Annotated in this window: 15 protein-coding genes and 1 pseudogene; 7 read left to right on the top strand and 9 right to left on the bottom strand. The window is 71.9% G+C overall.

Annotation, left to right across the window (positions count from 1 at the left end; translation table 11 throughout):
* Positions 1–653: 653 nt before the first annotated feature.
* The 5 genes from KALB_RS38435 to KALB_RS38415 all read right to left on the bottom strand — a co-directional run bounded on the left by KALB_RS38435 (position 654) and on the right by KALB_RS38415 (position 7,305).
* Complete coding sequence (locus tag KALB_RS38435) at positions 654–4,268, bottom strand: ABC transporter ATP-binding protein (RefSeq protein ID WP_042221247.1); 3,615 nt, start codon at positions 4,266–4,268, stop codon at positions 654–656.
* 34 nt (positions 4,269–4,302) lie between these two features.
* Entirely contained in the window at positions 4,303–5,184 is an 882-nt protein-coding gene (locus KALB_RS38430) for an ABC transporter permease (protein WP_025360996.1), read from the bottom strand.
* Entirely contained in the window at positions 5,184–6,182 is a 999-nt protein-coding gene (locus tag KALB_RS38425) for an ABC transporter ATP-binding protein (protein ID WP_025360995.1), read from the bottom strand. The genes KALB_RS38430 and KALB_RS38425 overlap by 1 nt, the downstream gene beginning before the upstream one ends.
* Positions 6,183–6,277: 95 nt before the next feature.
* Entirely contained in the window at positions 6,278–7,111 is an 834-nt protein-coding gene (locus tag KALB_RS44630) for a hypothetical protein (RefSeq protein ID WP_025360994.1), read from the bottom strand.
* A complete protein-coding gene (locus KALB_RS38415) occupies positions 7,108–7,305 on the bottom strand; it encodes a hypothetical protein (RefSeq protein ID WP_030109691.1) in 198 nt (65 codons plus the stop codon). The genes KALB_RS44630 and KALB_RS38415 overlap by 4 nt, the downstream gene beginning before the upstream one ends.
* 446 nt (positions 7,306–7,751) lie before the next feature.
* On the opposite strand from KALB_RS38415, the gene KALB_RS38410 reads away from it, so the two are divergent.
* The 4 genes from KALB_RS38410 to KALB_RS38395 all read left to right on the top strand — a co-directional run bounded on the left by KALB_RS38410 (position 7,752) and on the right by KALB_RS38395 (position 12,758).
* On the top strand, positions 7,752–8,924 hold the full coding sequence (locus KALB_RS38410) for a nucleotide disphospho-sugar-binding domain-containing protein (RefSeq protein WP_025360993.1): 1,173 nt from the start codon (positions 7,752–7,754) through the stop codon (positions 8,922–8,924).
* A gap of 3 nt (positions 8,925–8,927) precedes the next feature.
* Complete coding sequence (locus tag KALB_RS38405; protein ID WP_025360992.1) at positions 8,928–10,070, top strand: nucleotide disphospho-sugar-binding domain-containing protein; 1,143 nt, start codon at positions 8,928–8,930, stop codon at positions 10,068–10,070.
* Between the two features lie 21 nt (positions 10,071–10,091).
* Positions 10,092–11,210 carry a nucleotide disphospho-sugar-binding domain-containing protein gene (locus KALB_RS38400; RefSeq protein ID WP_025360991.1) on the top strand — a complete coding sequence of 373 codons (1,119 nt, stop codon included), beginning with the start codon at positions 10,092–10,094 and terminating at the stop codon, positions 11,208–11,210.
* Between the two features lie 63 nt (positions 11,211–11,273).
* On the top strand, positions 11,274–12,758 hold the full coding sequence (locus KALB_RS38395) for an MFS transporter (protein ID WP_025360990.1): 1,485 nt from the start codon (positions 11,274–11,276) through the stop codon (positions 12,756–12,758).
* A gap of 132 nt (positions 12,759–12,890) precedes the next feature.
* On the opposite strand, the gene KALB_RS38390 is transcribed toward KALB_RS38395, so the two are convergent.
* From KALB_RS38390 to KALB_RS38375, 4 genes are all read right to left on the bottom strand, one after another.
* The gene (locus tag KALB_RS38390) at positions 12,891–13,820 is read right to left on the bottom strand and encodes an SDR family NAD(P)-dependent oxidoreductase (RefSeq protein WP_025360989.1); all 930 of its coding nucleotides are present in this window, start codon (positions 13,818–13,820) and stop codon (positions 12,891–12,893) included.
* A 99-nt stretch (positions 13,821–13,919) separates the two neighbouring features.
* Complete coding sequence (locus KALB_RS38385; RefSeq protein ID WP_025360988.1) at positions 13,920–15,506, bottom strand: S53 family peptidase; 1,587 nt, start codon at positions 15,504–15,506, stop codon at positions 13,920–13,922.
* Positions 15,507–15,669: 163 nt separating this feature from the next.
* Positions 15,670–16,785: an alanine dehydrogenase gene (ald, locus tag KALB_RS38380; protein ID WP_025360987.1), complete on the bottom strand. Its 1,116-nt coding sequence runs from the start codon at positions 16,783–16,785 to the stop codon at positions 15,670–15,672.
* 143 nt (positions 16,786–16,928) lie between these two features.
* Positions 16,929–18,470 (bottom strand): PucR family transcriptional regulator, encoded by a 1,542-nt coding sequence (locus KALB_RS38375; protein ID WP_025360986.1) that lies wholly within the window; start codon positions 18,468–18,470, stop codon positions 16,929–16,931.
* A gap of 83 nt (positions 18,471–18,553) precedes the next feature.
* Here KALB_RS38375 and KALB_RS50365 point away from each other — a divergent pair.
* From KALB_RS50365 to KALB_RS38365, 3 genes and pseudogenes are all read left to right on the top strand, one after another.
* Positions 18,554–18,928 (top strand): annotated as a pseudogene (locus KALB_RS50365) (glycosyltransferase 87 family protein); the annotation flags it as partial.
* A 7-nt stretch (positions 18,929–18,935) separates the two neighbouring features.
* Positions 18,936–19,178 carry a hypothetical protein gene (locus KALB_RS49675; protein WP_025360985.1) on the top strand — a complete coding sequence of 81 codons (243 nt, stop codon included), beginning with the start codon at positions 18,936–18,938 and terminating at the stop codon, positions 19,176–19,178.
* A gap of 333 nt (positions 19,179–19,511) precedes the next feature.
* Positions 19,512–21,173, top strand: a complete 1,662-nt coding sequence (locus tag KALB_RS38365) for an alpha/beta fold hydrolase (protein WP_025360984.1) — start codon at positions 19,512–19,514, stop codon at positions 21,171–21,173.
* Positions 21,174–21,189: the final 16 nt, after the last annotated feature.

Below are 21,189 nucleotides of genomic sequence, written 5' to 3'. Positions count from 1 at the left end.
CGTTCACCCGGTGGGCGGATGCTGTTCGCCGGTGGCTGAGTCCCGCCCATCGGAGCGCGAGTCCCGTTATCCGGTGGGCGAGTCTCGCTCTGCGGTGGGCGGGTCCCGTTCTGTCGAGAGCGAGTCCCGCTCTCTGGTCGGCGAGTCCTGTTCTGCGGCGGGCGAGTCCCGTTCACCCGATGCCAAGTCCCGCACTCCGGTAGGCGAGTCCCGCGTACCCGATGGCCGAGTCCCGCTCCGTGGGGGGGGCGAGTCCCGCCCATCGGACACCGAGCCCCGCCCATCGGAGCGCGAGTCCCGTTCGCCGGTGGCTGAGTCCCGTTCACCCGATGCCGAGTCTCGTTCTGTTGATGCCGAGTCCCGCTCGCCGGGTGCGCTGACACGGCGCATCCGGAGTGTCGGGCACGCGGTACCGGAGCGTCGAACACGGCGTACCGGAGCGCCGGACACGCGGTACTGGAACGTCCGACACGCGGTACCGGAGCGTCCAACACGGCGTACCGGAAGTGCAAACACGGCGCCCTGGAACGTCCGACACGCGGTACCGGAAGCGCCGACACGCGGGGGAACCTCGTGTGTTGGCGCTTCCCGGGGCGGGATTCGAGCGCCCCAGAGCGGGACTCGCGTGCGCCAGAGCGGGACTCGCGGGTTGGTTAGGCGGCGGCTTCGTCGGCGGTTCCGGAGCGCCACATGGCGGCGTACAGGCCGTTGGCGGCGAGCAGGTCGGTGTGCGAGCCCTGTTCGGCGACACGGCCGCCGTCCAGCACCACGATCCGGTCGGCTCGTGCGGCCGTGGCCAGGCGGTGTGCCACCACGAAGGTCGTGCGCTTGCCCGCCACCCGGTCGCTGGCGGCCAGCACGGCGCCCTCCGTGGCGGGGTCGAGCGCCGCGGTGGCCTCGTCCAGCAGCAGCAGGCTCGGGTCGACCAGTTCGGCACGCGCCAGCGCGATGAGCTGGCGCTGACCTGCGGACAGCCCCTGGCCGCGCTCGCCCACCTGCTGGCGGAACCCGGCCGGTAAGCCAGCGACCTGGGGCAGCGCCCCGACGGCCCGCACCGCCTCGGTGACCTGCTCGGGGCCAGCCGAAGGCCGGCCGTAGGCCACGTTGGCCGCGACGTCACCGGTGAACAGGTGGGCCTCCTGCGGGACCACGCCGAGCCGCCCGCGGTAGCCGTCCAGGTCGTAGTCGCGCACGTCCACCCCGTCGACCAGCACCTGGCCGCCGGTGGCGTCGTAGAACCGGGCGATGAGCTTGACCAGTGTGGACTTGCCCGCACCGGTCCTGCCGACCAGTGCGACGGTCTCGCCGGGCAGCACGTGCAGGCTGACCCGGTCCAGTGCGGGCTGGTCGGCGCCCGCGTACTGGAACGACACCTCGCGCAGTTCCACCTCGCCGCGCAGCCGCTCGGGCACCGGCCTGGGCTGCTCGGGCGGCAGTACGGAACTGGGCGTGTCCAACAACTCGCCGATCCGCCGCAGTCCGACCATGGCCTGCTGGTAGCCGTCGAACACGCCGGAGAGTTGTTGCACGGGGGCGAAGAACAGCCCCAGGTAGAGCTGGAAGGCCAGCAGCACGCCGGGGGTCAGCGCGCCATCGGCCACGCGGTAGGCGCCGACGGCGAGCACGGCGGCCTGGGCGAGTCCGGACAACAGGGCCACGAAGGGGAAGTACGTGGCGATGTAGCGCTGGGCGCGGAGCCGGGAGTCGCGGTAGGCGAAGCTGCGCTCGGCGAACACGTCGGCGGAGTGCTGCTCACGGCTGAACGCCTGCGCCACGCGCAGACCGGACACGTTCTCCTGGAGGTCCGCGTTGACCGCGCTGACCCGTTCCCGTGCCTCGGCATAGGCCACAGTGGACAGTCGGCGGAACACGACGGTGGCCACGGCCAGCACCGGCAACACCGCCAGGGACACCAGTGCCAGCCCGGGATCGGTGACCACCAGCGCCACGGCGATGCCCGCCACGGTGAGCACGCTGACCGCCGCGGTGACCAACCCGGTCTGCAGGAACGTGGACAGCGCGTCCACGTCGGTGGTCATCCGGGTCATGATCCGCCCGGCCAGCTCGCGCTCGTAGTAGTCCAGGCCGAGCCGTTGCAGGTGCGCGTAGCTGCGGACCCGCAGTACGTACAGCAGCCGCTCGCCGACGCGGGCGGTCAGCACGGTCTCCAGCGCCGTGTCCGCCCAGCCGATCAGCACCACCCCGGCGCCGATCGCGGCGGCGAGCCACAGCGTGCTGACCGAGCCCGCCGTCACGCCCTGGTCCACGCCGAACTTCACGAGTGCGGGCAGGGCCATGGAGCTGAGCGCGTCCACGACGACCACCAGGGTCACACCGAGCAGCGCCCAGCGAACGGGGCGCAGCAGCTCGGCGAGCCCGAACCGGCGACCGGGACGGGCGGGTTCGGCGGCGATCCGCGGCTGCTCCCCGGCGGGCGGCAGTTCGGCGACGCGGGCGGCGATCTCGGGGTCGGCGACCTTGGCGACCGGCTCGACCTCGGGCCAGAGCGCGGCCTCGGTGGGGGCGCAGCAGGGCGATTCGATCGCCTCGCCGGGGCCGGACAGCAGGTCGCGGAACAGGGCGCAGCGCTCGGTGAGCTCGGACTCCGTGCCCACGTCGACGACCTTGCCGCGGTCCAGTACGGCGATCCGGTCGGCCAGGGCAAGCGTGGAGCGGCGGTGGGCGATCAGCAGGGTGGTGCGCTGGGCCGTGACCGAGCGCAGGGTCTGGTGGATGGCCGACTCGGTGACCGGGTCCACGGCCGAGGTGGCGTCGTCCAGCACCAGCACGCGCGGGGCGGACAGCAGGGCTCTGGCCAGCGCGATGCGCTGCCGCTGACCGCCGGACAGGGTCAGCCCGCGCTCGCCGACCCTGGTGCCGTAACCCAGGGGCAGCGCGCTGATGAACTCGTGCGCCTCGGCCGCGCGGGCGGCCTGCTCGATCTCCGCGGCGGTGGCCTCGGGCCGCCCGTAGGCGATGTTGGCGGCCACGGTGTCGGAGAACAGGAACGCCTCCTCGAACACCACGCCGATGCCCTGCCGTAGGGACCGCAGCCGCAGGTCGCGCACGTCCACGCCGCCGACCCGCAGTGCGCCCTCGTGCACGTCGTAGAACCGGGGCAGCAGCAGGGAGACCGTGGACTTGCCCGAGCCCGCGGTGCCCACCAGGGCCAGGGTCTCGCCGGGGGAGACGGTGAGGCTGACCCCGTCCAGCACCGGCTCACTGCGCGTGTAGCCGAAGCTCACCCCGTCCAGCTCCACCTGCAACGGGCCCTCGGGCAGGTCCACGGCCGCCGGCCGGTCGCGCACGTCGGGCTGGGAGTCGATCAGCTCGTGCACCCGCTCCGCGCTGGCGCGGGTGGTCTGCGCGGTGATCATCAGTGCGGCCAGGAACCGCGCCGGGCCGACCAGTCCGGCCACGTAACTGGCGAAGGCCAGGAAGGTGCCGAGGGTGACCTGGCCGTTCATCGCCAGCCAGCCGCCAAGGCCCAGCACGGCGACCTGCCCGACCGCGGGCATCGCGCCCAGCGTGGCGGAGGGCAGCGAGGTGAGCTTGGCCGCCCGCATGCGTTCCCCGAACAGCTTGCGGGCCTGCTTCTCCAGCGCGGCGATCTCGCGGGCCTCCTGGCCGAAGCCCTTGACCACGCGTACCCCGGTGACCGTCTCCTCCACGTGCTGGGCCACGTCGGCGGCGCGCTGCTGGGCGGCCCAGGTGGCGGCGAACAGCCGCTTGCGGGTGCTCAGCGCGATGAACACCACGGAGGGCACCACGACCAGCGCCACCACGGTCAGCAGCGGGGAGAGCCAGAGCATGGCCCCGATCGCGACCACGGCGAAGGCGGCGTTGCCCAGGGCGTAGGGCACCATCGACAGCAGGCCCTGCACCTGGTTGAGGTCGCTGATCGACCGGGACACGACCTGGCCGGTGCGCAGCTCGTCCTGCTTGCCGCCGTCCAGCCGCTGCACCGCGGCGAACACCGAGCGGCGCAGGTCGTGCTGCACGTCCAGGGCGAGCCGGCCGCCCAGGTAGCGCCGGACGAAGGCGGTGCCGAAGGTCAGCAGCTCCATGCCGCCCAGCGCGAGGATCAGCCAGCCCAGCCGTGAGGTCGTGCCCGCCACGGCGTCGTCCACGGCCAGCCGCACCACCAGCGGGGCGGCGGCCTGCTGGCCAACGCCCAGCACCGCTGAGGCCAGTGCCAGCACCACCACCACGGGGTGCCGCCAGCACGCGGCGCTCAGTCTTCGGACCCACCCAGTTCGCTCGGACACAGAGGCAACGTAGCTCGCACCCCTGACAACGCGCTCAGGTGATGTCCCTGGTCCTGCTGACCAGCCAGCCCGCGACCACGAAAACGGCCGCCCAGCCCGCGAAGATCAGGCCGCTGGCCCACCAGTCGAAGGCCCCGCGCGCCCCGGCCAGACCCTGGATGCCGTCGGTGATGACCTGGCGGCTGCTGTCGGGCAGCAGGCGGATCTGCTGCACGGTGTCGAGCTGGTCGTTGAGCAGCTGGCTGGCCAGCACCCCGGGCAGCCCGTCGGCCGAGCCGTTGATCAGCACACCGGGCCAGTGCTGGGGCAGCCACAGGCCGATCAGGTTCTCCACCAGCAGGGTGTAGATCAGCAGGGACAGCAGGGCGGCGATGGAGTTGCCCAGCAGCGCACCGACGCCCACGCCGAGCAGGGTCCACAGCAGGCAGGACAGCACGCCCGCGAGCGCCATGAGCAGCCAGCCGGTGGCGTCGGGCAGCTGCTGGGGGTGCGAGCCGAGCAGGATGCCCAGGCTGGCGAAGCCGGACACGACCACGCCGTAGGCCGCGCCCCAGGCCGCGTAGGTGATCAGCTTGGCGCCCAGCAGGCTGCCGCGGTTGGGGGCGGTCAGGTAGCTGGTGGTGACCGTGCGGCGGGTGATCTCCGAGGACAGCGCCAGCGCGCCGAAGATCATCGGGAAGATCGCGCTGATGTTGATGGTGCGCGCGAAGAACAGCACCGACCAGGACTGCTCGCCCAGGTCCACGCCGAAGCGGCGCAGCACGGTGCTCTGTGACATGGCGTCGACCACGGTGGTGGTGAGCAGGCTGCCGACCCAGCTCCACACCACGGCGACCACGGCGGTGGGGATCAGCAGCGCCCACCAGAGGTTGGTGGTGAGCACCTTGCGGAACTCCGCGGTGACGAGCCTGCCCATCAGCCCTGCCCTCCCCAGCCGTTGCCCGGCTGCCACGGGGACGGTCCCGGTGGCTGCGGCGGGTAGCCGGTGGGCGACGGTACCGGCGCCCCGCTGTACTGGCCGCTGGTCAGCCGGAAGAAGAGCTGTTCGAGGTCGATGACCTCCTGCTGGATGTCGTACAGCGCGATGCCGGAGGACATCGCCAGGTCGGCGACCTCCTTGCGGTCCACCCCGGAGATGGCCAGCCGCCCGTCCTGGGTCCACTCGATCGACCCGATCCCGGACTCCTGGAGCTTGGCCACCAGCGCCTGCGGGTCGGCGGGCTGCACCAGCACCCGCGACTGCTGGGAGGCGCGCAGGGTCTCCAGCGGCCCGTAGTACGCGGTCTGCCCGCGGCTGATGATCACGACCTGGTCCACCATCTGCTCGACCTCGCCCAGCAGGTGGCTGGAGATCAGCACGGTGCGCCCGCTCCGCGCGAAGGACTGAAGGAAGGCCCGCAGCCACACGATTCCCTCGGGGTCCAGGCCGTTGGCGGGCTCGTCCAGCACGAGCACCTGGGGGTCGCCCAGCAGCGCGGTGGCCAGCGCCAGCCGCTGCTTCATGCCCAGCGAGAACGCGCCAGCCGAGCGGTTGGCGGCCTGGCCCAGCCCGACCAGATGCAGCACCTCGTCGGCCCGCTGGTCGGGGACGCCCATCGCGGCGGCGTAGACCCGCAGGTGGTTGCGCGCGCTGCGGCCGGGGTGGAAGCCCTGCGCCTCCAGCACGGCGCCGACCACCCGGCCCGGGTTGCCCAGCTGGGCGAACGGCAGCCCGCAGATCGTGGAGCCGCCCGCGGTCGGGGTCACCAGCCCGAGCAGCATGCGCAGGGTCGTGGTCTTGCCCGCCCCGTTGGGCCCGAGGAAGCCGGTGACCGAACCCGGTTCGACGGTGAAGCTCAGGTTGTTCACCGCGGTGACGGGGCCGAACTGCTTGGTCAGCCCCTGCACCACGATCCGGCCGCTGCCGTCGTGCACGTGTCCTCCCCGGTCCCGCGAGCGCAGTGCGGTACCGCCAATCCTGCCTTACCGCCAGCGCGGTGGCCCGGCGGATCGGTCCGGGGTCGGCCAGGTCACTGCGCGGCGGGCGACTCCTTCCAGTACTGCTCCAGCATCGAGCGCAGTTCCTGGGACTCCTCGTCCTGGGCGACCAGCTCGTGCCTGCCCTGCGGTTCCGGCTCGGGCGCCGCCACCGGCTGTGCCGCCACTGCCTGGGCCGCGACCGGCTGCTGGGCCACCGACAGCGTGCCGCCGAACCCGGTCAGCGGGTCCACGCTGGCCATCGCCGGTGCGGGGGGCAGGTCGGCCAGCGGTGAGCCGGACGGCCACGCCGGGTCGTCCGGCACCGGGGCCTGGCTCAGTTCCGGGCGGCGCTGCGTGCTGATCATCGGTGGTTCCGGGGCCGCGGGCAGCGCGGGCAACCGCATGGTCATCTCGGCGGGCGAGGGCGGCGGCGCGATCGCGGGCAGTCGTGGGGCGCGTACCGCGCGCACGCCCCCCAGCGAGGTCTCCGCCGGGGTCTGCTCGGGGGGCCGCGCCGGGGTCTGCGCCTGCGCCTGCTCGGAGTGCCGCCCGCCGCGACCGCGGCCGAATCGCAGCAGCGCGGCCAGGCCCCGGCTCCGCTTGCGCGGTTCCTCGCCACCGCCGATCAGGTGCCGGTGCGCCATCAGCCAGACCTGGCAGGGCCAGCGCCGCTTGCGCAGCCTGCCGCCGGGGCAGGCCTTGCAGCGGCCGTCCTCCTCGGGCCGGTGCACCTCCAGCAGCAGCCGCCAGCCGTCGGCCAGCCGGTGCATCTCGGAGCGGGCCAGCGGCAGCAGCGCGCCCGTGTCCCCGGTGGCGGCCACCTCGTCGAGCAGGTCCAGCCTGCGCAGCACCGCGTGCCGCAACACGTCGTCGGGCGTGGTCATCCCGTGGGGCCTCCGGCGCTGCTCGCCGCTTGGTCCAGTGCCAGGTGCAGCCGGCGTGTCTGCTGCACCGACAGGACCGCAGACTCGCCCGGCGGCGAGACCAGCAGCACCCTGCCGTGCTCGACGAGGACCGTCATCGCGCGGTCACGTCCGAACGGGTCGTGGCAGTCCACCCACCAACGGGGTTCAGTCATCGGCATCTCCCGTGCCACAGGCTTTCGCGAGCGTCCCCGGTCGGGTGACGCCTCGGGCCTTACTGGGCTGTGCTCGGTGGAGCTCACTCGTGCGGGCGCCGTCCAACGGGGAGGCCGCCCCGCACACCGATCACACATCGGCCGTTCGGGCGAGCAGCCACAGTCGAGTAGGCCGTTTTTCACTCTTTTGCCCCCTCGTTCACCCGTTAGAGGCCCGATCGTCAAGATTTTTTCGAGTGATCTGCGTCGAACACGGGACGGATCGGCACTTGGATGCCTAAGATGGATGTGGCGACCCGCTCCCAGTGACCCCCAGGCTGGTTGAGCGGGTCGCCTTTCTGTGTCCCCCATCTCAGCCCTGCTGTGGCCCCCATCTCACTTGCACGGCCCTTCGCTTGCTCGCTAAATTGTGGGGAAATCCCATCGTTTTCCCTGGGGGGCTGTTGATGAGAGTCCTGTTCACGATGTCGCCCGGCTACGGGCACATGCTCCCGCTGGTCTCCACGGCCTGGGCGCTGCGCGCGGCCGGGCACGAGGTGCTGCTGGCGCTGGCCGGGCGCACCGAGGAGGAGGTCCCCGCGCTGGTGGCGGCGGGGTTGCAGGTCGTGCAGGTGGCCAGCCCGGAGCAGATCGGCGCCGCCTTTGAGTCCCTGCAACAGGACGAGCGGTACCAGGGCAAGGACCGGGCGCAGATGATGGCCGAGCGCCGGGCGCAGGCCAAGGCCGCCGATCCCACCGACACCTTCGCCAACCAGCTGTTCGGGCCGATCTCCGACGCCATGGCGGACAACACCGTGGAGCTGGCCCTGTCCTGGCGGCCGGACCTGGTGGTGCACAGCCCGCTGCAGGGCGTGGGCCCACTGGTCGCCGCCAAGCTGGGCGTGCCGACGGTGGAGCACGCCTTCGGGCTGGCCAGCGTCAAGTCGGGCGCACTCGCCCTGGCCGAGGCGCTGGCCCCGGCCTACCGCAGGCACGGGGTCGAGGGCTTCCCGCAGCGCTACGAGCTGCTCAACGTGGCTCCGCCCAGCATGCGCATCGGCGACCCGGGCTGGCAGGTGCGCCACGTGCCCTTCCACGGCGGCGCCGTGCTGCCGGACTGGTTGCTGCACAAGCCGGAGCGGCCGCGCATCGTCGTGACGCTGGGCACCGTGCTGCCCACCTGGGTCGGCCTCGGACCGCTGCAGTGGGTCGCCGACGTGGCCGCGCAGGTGGACGCCGAGTTCGTGCTCGCACTCGGCACGGCCGATCCGGCCGCCCTTGGCGAGCTGCCCGCGAACGTGCGCCCGATCGGCTGGGTGCCGCTGAGCGCGCTGCTGGCCACCTCCGCCGCGGCCATCCACCACGGGGGCAGCGGCAGCACCATGGCCTCGCTGGCCGCCGGCGTGCCGCAGATCCTGGTGCCGCAGGGCGCGGACCAGTTCTTCAACTCGCGGGCGGTGGCCAAGCGCGGGGTGGGGCTGGAGATCGACACCGACATCGCGCCGGTGACCGCCGAGGACGTGCGCCGGGTGCTGACCGACGAGTCGATCCACTCCGCGGTCGCACAGGTGAGGGCGGAGATCGCGGGCATGCCCTCGCCCGCTGACGTGGTCGCACGACTGGAAGGTCTGGTGGGCTGAGCCATGCGGGTACTGATCACGAGTGTCGGCGGTGCCGGCCACACGTTCCCGATGATCTCCCTCGGCTGGGCGCTGCGCGCGGCCGGGCACGAGGTGCTGTACGTGGTGGGCGGCGACCTGGAGTCGGTCAAGCGCAGCGGGTTGCAGCACGTGGACGCCGCGCCCGGCGTGGACATGCGCGAGGTGCTCTCCGCCAACCCGCAGCCGGGCGAGTCCTACCGCAGCACGCTCAAGCCCGGCGCCTTCGAGGGCGACCTCAGTGAGCACCCGGTGGCGCGCATGTTCGCCAGGCTCGCCGACCTCACCGTGGACGGCCTGGTTGGCGCCGCGCTGGACTGGCGCCCCGACCTGGTGGTGCACGAGGGCATGCAGGCCATCGGCGGGGTGGCCGCGGCACGGGCCGGGGTGCCCGCCGTGTCGCTGGGCATCGGCATCGTGCACGAGATCGTGCGGGTGGGCGACTTCCACCGGGCGCAGCTGCCCAGCTTCCAGCGGCACGGCTTGGACGAGGTACCGGTGCCCGCCGCGGGCATCGAGGTGGGGCCGCCGAGCATGGGCGCGCGCGAGGGCGGCTGGCTGATGCGCTACGTGCCGTTCAACGGTGGCGGTCAGGTGCCGGACTGGCTGCTGCGCGACGCGGGGCGGCCCAGGATCGCGGTCACCCTGGGCACCGTGGTGCCGGAGCTGACCGGGCTCGGGCCGGTGGGCAACGTGCTGGCCGCCGCGCCGCGGGTGGACGCCGAGTTCGTGCTCGCGGTGGGCCGTACCGACCTGTCCGCGCTGGGTGAGTTGCCGTCCAACGTGCGGGTGGTGGACTGGGTGCCGCTCAACGCCCTGCTGGAGTCCAGCACCGCGGTGATCCACCACGGTGGTGCGGGCACGGCGATGACCGCGCTGGAGTCGGGCATCCCGCAGCTGGTGGTGCCGCAGGGCGCCGACCACCCGATGAACGCCGCCGCCGTGGTCAAGCGCGGGGTCGGCCTGTCCGCCACCGACGAGGAGGTGGACGCCGAGCTGATCAACCGGGTGCTGGTCGAGGACTCACTGCGGGCGGCCGCCGCCGAGGTGCGTGCGGAGATCCGCTCGATGCCCACCCCGGCCGAGGTCGTGGGCAGGCTGGAAAATCTCGTTGGACAGAACTCTTAGTTAGAGAGTTAAATGGGGCGAATGAGAGTCCTGGTCACCACCTCGCCCGGAACGGGCCACGTGTTCCCCACCCTCTCGTTCGCCCAGGCGGTGAAGGCGGCCGGCCATGACGTGCTCTACGCCATGGCCGGCAACACCGGGGCCGTGGTCGGGGCCGGGCTGCACGTGGCCGACGCCGCGCCCGGCTTCGACTTCGGGCAGGTGTTCGTCGAGAACCTCGCGCTGGCCCAGGACGGCACCGTCGAGGGGGTGCTGCGCCTGTTCGCCAAGGTCTCCGAGCCGGTGCTGGACGCCGTGGTCGCCGTTGGCGAGCAGTGGCGTCCAGACCTCGTCGTGCACAGCCCGCTCCAGGCCGCGGGCCCGCTGCTCGCGGCGAAGCTCGGCGTGCCCGCGGTCTGCCACAACCTGAGCTTCGCCCAGCTGGACGACGGGTTCGCGCAGGCGTTCCCGGTGATGTCCCGCGAACTGGCCGTCCACTACGACAAGCACGGCGTGTACAGCCCGCCGGAGACCAGTCTCACGCTGAGCGTCACCCCGCCGGAGGTGCACCCATCCGGGCAGGACACCTGGCCCATGCGGTACGTGCCGTACAACGGCGGTGGGCTGGTGCCGGACTGGCTGCTCGCGCCGACCCGCCGCCGACGGGTGGCCGTCACGCTGGGCACCGTGCTGCCGATGATGGCCGGACTCGGTGCGCTGCAACCGTTCCTGGCCGCAGCGGGGGAGGTCGACGCCGAGTTCGTGCTGGCACTGGGCGACATCGACTACGCCACGCTCGGTGAACTGCCCGCCAACGTGCGCCCGGTTGGCTACCTGCCGCTGGGCCTGCTGCTCGCCCAGTGCGACGCGGCGATCCACCACGGCGGCGCGGGCACGACCATGACCACCGCCGATTCCGGTGTGCCGCAACTGGTCCTGCCACACGGTGCCGACCAGTTCCTCAACGCCGAGGTCGTGCGGCGGACGGGGACCGGGCTCCAGGTGGCGCCCGCCGACCTGTCCGCGGAACTGCTCAACCGGCTGCTGTCCGATGTGGACATGCGCAACGCGGCGCGGCTGATGCGGGACCGGCTGCACGCCATGCCCAGCCCCGCGCAGGTCGTGCGCGGACTCGCCGAGCTGACGTCCGCCAGAGGCTAAACGGGTGGTATTCCACGGTTCGGTGCACCTACCGTGGACAGTACGTCGACAGGGGGGAACCTGGTGCAAGCCGAACGACATCCGCGCCGATGGCTGATCATGGGCGTGCTGTGCCTGGCGCTGCTCGTGGTGGTGATCGACAACACCGTGCTCAACGTGGCCGTGCCCTCGCTGATCGCCAAGCTGGGCGCGGGTACCTCGGACATCCAGTGGATGATCAACGCCTACGTGCTGACCCTGGCCGGTCTGCTGGTGGCCGCGGGCAGCCTGGCCGACCGGTTCGGGCGCAAGCGCTCCGTGCTGTTCGGGCTGGCCGTGTTCGGCATCGGCTCGCTGTTCGCCGCCTTCTCGGTCTCCACCGGCATGCTGATCGGCGCGCGGGCGTTCATGGGCGTGGGCGGCGCGTTCCTGATGCCCGGCACGCTGGCCGTGGTGGTGCGGGTCTTCGACGACGAGGAGCGGCCCAGGGCGATCAGCATCTGGACGGCCGCGCTCTCGGTGGGCATCGCCGCCGGGCCGGTGCTGGGCGGCCTGCTGTTGCAGCACTTCTGGTGGGGATCGGTGTTCCTGATCAACCTGCCGGTGGCCGTGCTCGCCTTCGTGGCGGTGGCGTTGCTGGTGCCCGAATCGCGCGACCCCGCTGGCGGCAGGGTGGACGTGCTCGGTGCCGCGCTCTCCACGGTCGCCGTGGTGTCCCTGGTCTTCGCGGTGATCTCCATCCCCGAGCACGGCTGGGGCTCGACGGTCGTGCTGGGCTCGGCGGCACTGGGGCTGGTCGTGCTCGGCGTGTTCGCCTGGTGGGAGCGCCGCGCCCCCAACCCGATGCTGGACGTGCGCCTGTTCACCAACCGGCGGTTCACCGGGGCCGTGTCCGGCATGGTGCTCGGTCAGTTCGGCATTGCCGGTTCGATCTTCCTGCTGACCATGTACCTCCAGTTCGTGCTGCGCTACGAGCCGATCGAGGCCGGGCTGCGGGTGGCGCCGACCTCGGTGGCCATGGTCGTGGTGAGCACCTGGTTCAACGCCCCGTTGCTGCGCCGGCTCGGCACCCCGCTGGCACTGGTCGCGGGCATGACCGTGGGCGCCGTGGGCATCGCCGTGATCGCGTTGACCTCCGGCAGCGGCTACGCCCCGGTGTTCGTCGGCGTCCTGCTGCTGGGCGCGGGCTTCGGGCTCGCGGGCCCGGTCGCGGTGAACGCGCTGATGGGCGCGATCCCGGTGGAGCGGGCGGGCACGGTGTCCGGGGTCAGCGGCATGCTCGGGCAGATCGGTGACGGGCTCGGGGTGGCCGTGCTCGGCGCCGCACTGGCCGGGTGGTTCGGCGCCGCGCTGCCCAGCGGGCTGAGTCCCGACGCGGCGCGGTCCCTGCCCACGGCGCTGTCCGAGGTGGGCGGTCACCCGGAGCTGGTCAACCAGGTCCGCTCGGGGTTCGCCGAGTCACTGGCCACGGCCCAACTGCTGGGTGCGGGCGCGGTGCTCGCCGGTGGCCTGGTCGCCGGGCTGCTGCTCTGGCGTGCACAACGTGTGCGCGAACCAGTCGCCGTCTGACCACCCCCGGCGAGTCCCGCTCTCGGGCGCCCGAGTCCCGTCCTGGGGCGCCCGAGTCCCGCTCAGCTCCCGGTGGCCTCGGGGCATTTCGGCGGCCGGGGTCGCCGCGACTCGCGTCGCGACGGGCCGTGGTCACGCCAGGGTTCGCACCGTCACGTCCCAGAGCCGCTCGGCGGCCTCCGGGTCGAGCGCGTAGGCGGCGACCCCCTTGCGGCTGCCGGGCTGGTTCGGGCCCGCCTCGTTGCAGTCCTCGAAGTACCGGCCCGTGACGCCCTCGACCAGCGGGGAGGCCGCGAGCAGCACCGAGGTGGCCGCGCCCTGCTCGGTGGTCTTCCAGCCGATGCCGCCCACCTCGTCCACCCGTGCCTGCATCTCCACCAGGTCCGACTCGTCCAGGTGGCGCTGCAACGGGGTGCGGATCCCGCCCGGCATCAGGGCGTTCACGGCGATGCCGTCGGCGGCCCAACGCTTGGCCGCCGCCACGGCGAACAGCACGTTGGCCGTCTTGGACTGGCCGTAGGCGGTCCACCGGTCGTATGGGCGGTTCTCGTAGTGGATGTCCTCGAAGACCACCGGCGAGCGCAGGTGCGCCCCCGAGCTGACCGACACGACCCGCGCGCCACCGGCCGCGGCCAGCGCGCCGTGCAGCCCGGTGGTCAGCGCGAAGTGGCCCAGGTGGTTCGTGGCGAACTGGAGCTCCCAGCCCTGCGGGGTGCGCGTCTCGGGCGTGGCCATCACGCCCGCGTTGTTGACCAGCACGTGCAGCGGACCGTCCCAAGTGGACGTGAACTCGGCGACCGAGGCCAGGTCGGCCAGGTCCAGTCGTGCGACGAGCACGGAGCCGCCGATCTCCTCGGCGACGCGGGCGCCCGCCTGGGTGTCGCGCACGGCCAGGGTCACCTCGGCGCCCGCGTGGGCCAGCGCCCGCGCCGTCTCCACGCCGATGCCGGACGCGCCGCCGGTGACGACGATCCGCTTGCCGGTGAGGTCGACCCCACGCACGACCTCCGCGGCCGTGGACTTCTCGCCGAACGGGGTGCTGATCTGGGGGGATTGGCTCATGGGCACGACGCTAGGTGCTGGAGTCCACTCCAGGTCAAGCCGCCATGAAAGTGCCGTTCCTGGCGTCCAGTGCCAGGAACGGCACTTTCATGGCACTGCTCAGCCCAGGGCCTTCACCAACCCCGCGCCGTTGTACGAGCCCCAGCCGGTGACCTGGTCGTAGCCGGTGCCCGCGCTGAACGAGCCGTTGCTGCCGGAGGTCACGTCCTGGAACGCCGAGGCGTACTGGTCGCCTTTGCCCACCTGGTACAGGGCCTGGTTGGCGGCGCCGAGGCGCTTGCCGTACAGCGCGGCCAGACCGGCCCACATCGGTGCGGCACAACTGGTTCCGCCGTAGACCTGCCAGCTGCCCGCGGAGTAGATCGCGTAACCGGTCTGCGGGTCGGCGTCGGAGGACACGTCGGGCACGGTCCGCTTGCCGGAGCCGCCCTGCCAGCTGGGCGCGTCGAACACCGAGGAGGTGCCGCCGCCGGAACCGCTCCACGCGGTCTCGGAGCCGTACTCGGTGCCGTTGACGCTCAGCGTGGTGCCGCCCACGCCGGTGACGTTGGGGTCGGAGGCGGGGTAGTCCACGGCGTCGACCCCCGGCCCGGTCTGGCTGCGCGTGCAGTCGGCGGAGCCGTCGTCCCCGGAGGCGGCGAAGAAGCTGATGCCCTGGGCCACCGCCTGCTTGATCGCGTTGCTGGTGGCGGTGATGGTGCTGGCCTCGCGGTCCTTCTCGCACAGGCCCCAGGAGATCGACACGACCGACACCTTGTTGTCGGTGGCGATCTGGTTGGCCATGTCGGTCTCACCGGCGTCGGAGTTGGGCGCCTCGTAGACGTAGGTGGCCGCGGCGGGCGCCATGGCCTGCACGATCTCGATGTCCAGTTCCACCTCGCCCTGGCCGCCGCCGGGCTTGCTGTCGTAGTTCGCCCCGTCCACGGAGACCGTCTGCGGGGCGGGCGAGCTCAGCTGGAACTGCTTGTCGTAGGCGGAGATGTTCGACTTCTGGTAGCCGTCGAACTCCCACAGGGCCACCGACTGGCCGCTGCCGGTGCCCAGCGAGCCGGTGTTGTACGCCCCGCGCAGCTCGCTGGGGCCGAACCCGGACGGGGCGATCGCGGGCCGGGCCACCGAGCGCTTGTGCATCGCGTTGTGGTTGCTCAGGCCGACCACGCCCTGCACCAGCGAGCTGACCTGCGCGGGCAGCTTCGGTGCGGAGTCGTTGGCGTAGAAGGCCCGGTGCTCGGCGGTGTCCTGGTAGACGCCGAGCGTGGTGCCGAACCCGTGCTGGATCTGGGCTGTCGTGCCGCTGACGGTGATCAGCTGGCGGTTGCCGCTGACCTTCTCCACACGCAGGCCGCTGCCGCGCAGGTACGCCGACACACCGTCCACATCGGACTGGGTTGGGGCGTAGCGCTGGGCGAACTGCTCGGGCGTCAGGAACTGGTGGTACCGCGCGGAGTGCGGGTTGCTCACCTCGGCGATGAGGCTGTCCAGCTCGGAGTTGTTACGCAGCTTCAACGCGACCGAAACGGTGAGCCGTTGGTTGGAGTCCAGGTCACCGGCCCGCTGGCTGTGCGACAGCGCGGGGGACAGGTTGCCGTGCAGGGCTTCCGCCTGTGCGGGTGCGGCCAGCGCGAGGGCGGTGAGCAGGGGGAGTGGGCAGGAAACGAGCGCGAGCGCGCGAGATCGAGACGTCATCGAGCGACTCCTCTTGGTACAGCAGGGATGTGACCAAGCATCACTCAATGTAGGAGGTCGGTGCACGCTGCGAAACCGACGATCGTTCGTTCTTCGGCACAGAAAAAGGGACCGGCCGTGCCGGAAATCGCACGACCGGTCCCTTGTGGGGGAAAAGCCTGAATCAGCCGAGCACGTCCGCGAGCGGGGTGTGCGCCAGGCCGGTGGACACGGCGACCGGCTCGTTGGTGAGCTTGCCCGCGTGCGCGTTCAGGCCCAGCGCGAGCGCCTTGTCGGCCTTCAGCGCGGACTCCCAGCCCTTGTCGGCCAGCGCGACCGCGTAGGGCAGGGTCACGTTGGTCAGCGCGTAGGTGGAGGTGTTCGGCACGGCGCCGGGCATGTTGGCCACGCAGTAGAACACCGAGTTGTGCACGGTGTAGGTCGGGTCGTCGTGCGTGGTGGCGCGTGAGTCCTCGAAGCAGCCGCCCTGGTCGATGGAAATGTCCACCAGCACCGAGCCGGGCTTCATCCGGGACACCAGCTCGTTGCTGACCAGCTTGGGCGCCTTCGCACCGGCCACCAGCACGGCGCCGATCACCAGGTCGGCCTCCAGCACCGACTGCTCCAGCGCGTACCGGTTGGAGGTGATGGTGCGCAGGCGGCCGTGGAACTGGGCGTCGATCTGCCGCAGCCGGTCCACGTTGGTGTCCAGGATCTCCACGTCGGCGCCCATGCCCACGGCGATGGTCGCCGCGTTCAGACCCGCCACACCGCCGCCGATGACCACGACGCGGGCCGGGCGCACACCGGGCACGCCGCCGGGCAGCACGCCCCGGCCGCCGGAGGGGCGCATCAGGGAGTAGGCGCCGACCTGCGGGGCCAGCCGGCCCGCGACCTCGGACATCGGGGCCAGCAGCGGCAGGGCGCCGTTCGCGGTCTGCACGGTCTCGTAGGCGATCGCGGTGGTGCCCGAGGCCAGCAGGGCCTCGGTCAGCGGCTTGTCCGCGGCCAGGTGCAGGTAGGTGAACAGGGTCTGGCCCGCGCGCAGCCTCGGGTACTCCTCGGCGATGGGCTCCTTGACCTTGAGCACCAGCTGGCCCTCGTCCCACACCTCGTCGGCGGTGGCGAGGATCTTGGCGCCCGCGGCGAGGTAGTCCTCGTCCGGGATGGAGGAACCCAGGCCGGCACCGGCCTGCACGAACACGTCGTGGCCACGGGTGACCAGCTCGTGGGCGCCCGCGGGAGTCAACGCGACGCGGTACTCGTGGTTCTTGATCTCGCGAGGGACGGCGATCCGCACGGTTATCTGTTTCCTCTCCGGGCACGGCGTGATGGTCCCCACGGTCGGCTACTCCAACCGGGGTGTCATCGTGCCCGCGGACTCAGTTCTCCGCAGGCTGGTTGTGCTCGCAGCACAATCGACCTGGAGGTCTAGACCAGTCCTCAGGCCCAGTGGATCGTCACGAGCTGGCAGAGCAGTGCAAGACGTACGTCCGGTTCGTCCATGTCCACCGCGGCGAGTTCGCCGAGCTTCTTCATCCGGTACCGGAAGGTGTTGGGGTGGATGCTCAGCGCCGCGCTGGCCGCACGGGGGTCGCCCGGGTGGCGCAGCCACTCGAACAGGGTCGCCAGGTACTCGCTGCCGTGCGCCTCGTCGTGCGCGCGCAGCACCGGCACCGGTCCGAGCTCGGTGATGCCCGAGGCGTGCGCGGCCTGCGCGGCCCGGTGCAGCGCCAGCGGGGCCCACACCTCCTCGTAGGTGGCGACCCGCTTGCCCGTGCTGCCCGTGCGCAGCAGTCCCAGGGTCTCCTCGGCCTGCGCCCGGGACACCGGCAGCTCGGCCAGCGGCACCGGGCTGCCCGCCGCCACCAGCGACTCGCCCGCCGCGAGCACCTCGCGCAGCGCGGTCCAGCCGCCCTGGCCCGCGCTGTCGGGCACCACCGCGTACAGCACCCCGTGCATCTCGGCCACGGCGGGTCGGCGCCCGACCCCGCGGGTCATCCGCTCCCACAGGGCCAGCCGCACGCCCTCCGCGTCGGCCTCGTCCACCCCCGAGGTGCCGATCGCGATCACCCGGTGCGGGGCGTCCTCCAGGCCCAGTTCGGCGGCTGCCGTGCGGGTACCGGCGTTGCCCGCCAGCACCGCGCGGACCAGTTCCGCCGAGCGCATCCGCTCCGCGTCCACCCGGGCCCGCCTGCGCAGCAGGTGCAGCGCCACCACCGGCCCGGTGTCGGCGAAGGCCGCCGAGCGCTCGTCGGTGACCGCCCCGTCCACCACCGCCCACATGGAGCCCAGCAGTTCCCCGCCCATCCGGATCGGCACGATCAGCCGGGGCAGCGTGCCGTCCCGCTGCGCCGGTACGAAGATCACCGACCGGCCCTTGCTGAGCTGGCGGAACACCCCGCGCGAGCGGAACCGGGCCAGCACGTCGTCGGGCACCCGGCGGCCCATGATGGTGGACACCCTGGCCGGGTCGGTGCGGTCCTGGCGGGCCGAGTAGGCCAGCACCCGGGAGTTGGCGTCCTCAATGGTGACCGGCGCGTCCACCACGGCGGCGATCGCGTCGGCCAGCCGGAACAGGTCGCCGAACTGGTCCGGCTCACCGTCGGCGGAGCCCGACTCGTCATCGGCCGCGGCGTCCAGCACCGCCCGCAGCAGCCACACCAGCTGCGCCCAGGCCGCCTCCTGGCGCACCTCGACCACGGCCACCCCGGACTCGCGCGCCGCCGCCAGCACCACCTCGTCGGCGGCCAGCGGGGGCTTGAGCAGGACCCCGGCCGCCGCCCTGGAGTGCCGGACCAGCTCCACCGCGTCGCGCCGACTGCCCGCGGCCACGCCCAGCACCAGGTCACCGGCGGCGGTCGGCGTGCGCCGCCCGCCCTCGGCGATCACCACGTCGGTCACGCCCTGCACCTCGGCCGCGGTGAGCACCGCTCGCAGCAGCGTTGGCCCCACGCGGTCCACAACGCCCTGCACCGTCACCATGGACGCCATGCTGCCACTTCGGCGCACGCGCAACCGCTCGTAGCGCGCCCCCGCGCGTCACCACCGAGGCCCTGGACTGCCTGGTGCGTTCCCCACGCTGGCCGTGCGGGCTACTCGTGGGCATCGCGGCCGCGGTGAAGCTGACCCCGCTGGTGTTCCTGCTGTACTTTCTGGTCAAGCGCGGCCGCCGGGCGGCCCTCGTGGCAGGGGGGAGCTTCGCGGCCAGCGTGCTGCTCGGCTTCCTCGCGGCGCCCGGGGACTCGGTGCGTTACTGGACCAGCGCGGTGTTCCAGACCGACCGGGGCGGCAAGCTCGACTCGCTCGGCAACGCCTCCATCCGCGGGCTGCTCGCCCGCGGCCACCTGTCCGACTCGCAGCAGACGGCCGTGTGGCTGTTCTGCGCGGCGATCGTCCTGGTGCTGGCCGTGGTGGGCATGCACCGGGCGCGGGGACACCCACGCGCTGGTGGTCAACGCCTTCGCCGGACTGCTGGTGTGCCCGCTGTCCTGGTCGCACCACTGGGTGTGGATCATTCCCGCGGTCATCGCCTTCGTGGTCACCGGGGTACGTGGACGCGACGGGTTCACCAGCTGGCTCGCGGTCATCGGCGTGGTCCTGTGCGGGCTCCCCACAGCCCTGGGCGGGGCCTCGGGCGAGTGCTACGTCGGCTTCGCGGTGCTGGTGCTGATCTGCCTCACCTGCGGCTAGGGGCTCGGCGACCGCGGCCGGTCCGCGTTCCCGGACCTGCCCAGCCGGGTGCGCACTGCGGAACCGGTGTCGGCGTAGGTCGAGGCTGTTCCCCCATTGGTTGTAGTGCATTCGGGGGATGACGCTGAGGTGGTCCTGCCTCGCTCTTCCTGCGAAAACGCAAGTCCTGCATGTACTTTCGGGCTGGTTTCGGGGCGGAGTCGGTATCACGTAAAGCAAATTGCAGGTAATCCTTTGGTATGACGAACGCCCACCGACAGACTGATGTGCGCTCATTTGATTACTCCTAGTGTCGGCCGCACTTGGCTTCGGTCACGACCTGAGGGGAAGTCGATGTCAGCAAGCAGATGGAGTCGGTGGGCCTGCGCAAGCCTGAGCGTGATGGCCGCCGTGGGCACGATGGCGGGGCTGGCTCCCACGGCACTGGCGGCCGAGTCCGCGAAGGTGCCCGCGGGTCTGGCCGAGTTCTACGGCCAGCAGCCCAAGTGGGAGCCCTGCGCCAAGGACGGCCAGCTCGCGAAGTTGCAGTGCGCCACCCTGGTGGTGCCGATGAACTACCGCAAGCCCGGTGACGAGCGCATCTCGGTCACGATCAGCAAGCTGCCCGCCAAGGACACCGCCAAGCGTCGCGGGGTGCTGTTGATCAACCCCGGTGGTCCCGGTGGTTCCGGCCTGAGCATGCCGCTGGCCTTCGCCGACCGGCCCATCGCGCAGACCTACGACCTGATCGGCTTCGACCCGCGCGGGGTCGGCCGCTCGACCCCGCTGCTGTGCGAGTACACCCCGCCGCTGGGTGACCTGCCCTCGCGGCCGACCGACGAGCAGTTCGCGCTGTTCACCGCGCAGGCGCAGACCGAGGAGTCCGACTGCGAGCGGGCCGCGGGCGGGCTGCGGCCGTACGTCAACACCCCGAACACCGCGCGGGACATGGACGTCATCCGCGGCGTGCTCGGCGAGAAGAAGATCAACTACCTGGGCTTCTCCTACGGCACCTACCTGGGCGCGGTCTTCGGCAGCCTGTTCCCGGCCAGCCTGGACCGCAACGTGCTGGACTCCTCGGTCAGCCCGGACTGGATCTGGCGCGAGCAGTTCAAGGAGCAGGCGGTGGCCATGCGCGCCAACGTCGACGCCTTCTACAAGTGGCTGGGTGAGCGCAACTCCGTCTACGGGCTGGGCAAGTCCCAGGCCGAGGTGTTCGCCACCACCGAGGCGCTGGCCGCCAAGCTGGCGGACAAGCCGATCACCAACCCGCAGTTCGGCAAGGTGGACCGCACCGTCTACGACGCGCTGGTCGGCCTGAACTCGCGCTACCGCCCGCTGTGGGACACCCTCGGCAAGCTGGTCAAGACCTTCAAGGCCGCCGCCGACGGCACCGCCGCCGCTGACTCGGCCGCGGTCGTGGACGCGGGCAAGGCCGCCAAGCTGCTCAACGACCTGGGCATCGCGCAGACCACCAGCGGTGTGTTCCAGACCGTCACCTGCGAGGCCGACTGGCCCAAGGACCTGTCGATCTACTACAGCGACATGAAGCTGTACCGGGAGAAGTACCCGTACGGCTACGGGGTCGGCCGGGCCGCGGCCAACCCGTGCACCTTCCGCAACTTCGCGCTGACCGACAAGGTCACCGACCTCAAGCGCAACGGCTACCCGACCGGGCTGGTGATCCAGGCCGAGGGTGACTCGCAGACCCAGTACGACGGCGGCCCGGCGATGGCCACCAAGCTGGGCGACCAGCTGGTGTCCGTGGCCGACGAGGGCACGCACGGCCTCTACAGCCGCAACGCCTGCGCCTCGGACATCATCGACCGCTACCTGGTCGACGGCGTGCTGCCCGGCACCCGCACCACCTGCCAGGGCGACCCGCGCCCGAACGTGCCCGCCGACGGCAAGACCGCCCTCGCCCCGAGGGCTGCGAACGAGGCGCCCAGCACCTCGCTGACCGACGCCGTGCAGCAGTACATCTCCACGAAGAAGCTCACTGCTGGCGTGTTCTGACCGAAGTCCTGAAAGT

Origin of the sequence: Kutzneria viridogrisea DSM 43870 (assembly GCF_000525635.1) — a bacterium.
Classification (GTDB): domain Bacteria; phylum Actinomycetota; class Actinomycetes; order Mycobacteriales; family Pseudonocardiaceae; genus Kutzneria; species Kutzneria viridogrisea.
The sequence above is the reverse complement of the archived record's forward strand: the minus strand, read 5'-3'. Positions and strand labels throughout refer to the sequence as shown.

Bases quoted from the DNA above. Each gene is read 5' to 3' on its own strand.
- KALB_RS38385 (WP_025360988.1), bottom strand. From the start codon at position 15,506: ATGACGTCTCGATCTCGCGCGCTCGCGCTCGTTTCCTGCCCACTCCCC.
- KALB_RS38410 (WP_025360993.1), top strand. From the start codon at position 7,752: ATGAGAGTCCTGTTCACGATGTCGCCCGGCTACGGGCACATGCTCCCG.
- KALB_RS44630 (WP_025360994.1), bottom strand. From the start codon at position 7,111: ATGACCACGCCCGACGACGTGTTGCGGCACGCGGTGCTGCGCAGGCTG.
- KALB_RS38365 (WP_025360984.1), top strand. From the start codon at position 19,512: ATGTCAGCAAGCAGATGGAGTCGGTGGGCCTGCGCAAGCCTGAGCGTG.
- KALB_RS38390 (WP_025360989.1), bottom strand. From the start codon at position 13,820: ATGAGCCAATCCCCCCAGATCAGCACCCCGTTCGGCGAGAAGTCCACG.
- KALB_RS38430 (WP_025360996.1), bottom strand. From the start codon at position 5,184: ATGGGCAGGCTCGTCACCGCGGAGTTCCGCAAGGTGCTCACCACCAAC.
- KALB_RS38400 (WP_025360991.1), top strand. From the start codon at position 10,092: ATGAGAGTCCTGGTCACCACCTCGCCCGGAACGGGCCACGTGTTCCCC.
- KALB_RS38415 (WP_030109691.1), bottom strand. From the start codon at position 7,305: ATGACTGAACCCCGTTGGTGGGTGGACTGCCACGACCCGTTCGGACGT.
- KALB_RS38375 (WP_025360986.1), bottom strand. From the start codon at position 18,470: ATGGTGACGGTGCAGGGCGTTGTGGACCGCGTGGGGCCAACGCTGCTG.
- KALB_RS38405 (WP_025360992.1), top strand. From the start codon at position 8,928: ATGCGGGTACTGATCACGAGTGTCGGCGGTGCCGGCCACACGTTCCCG.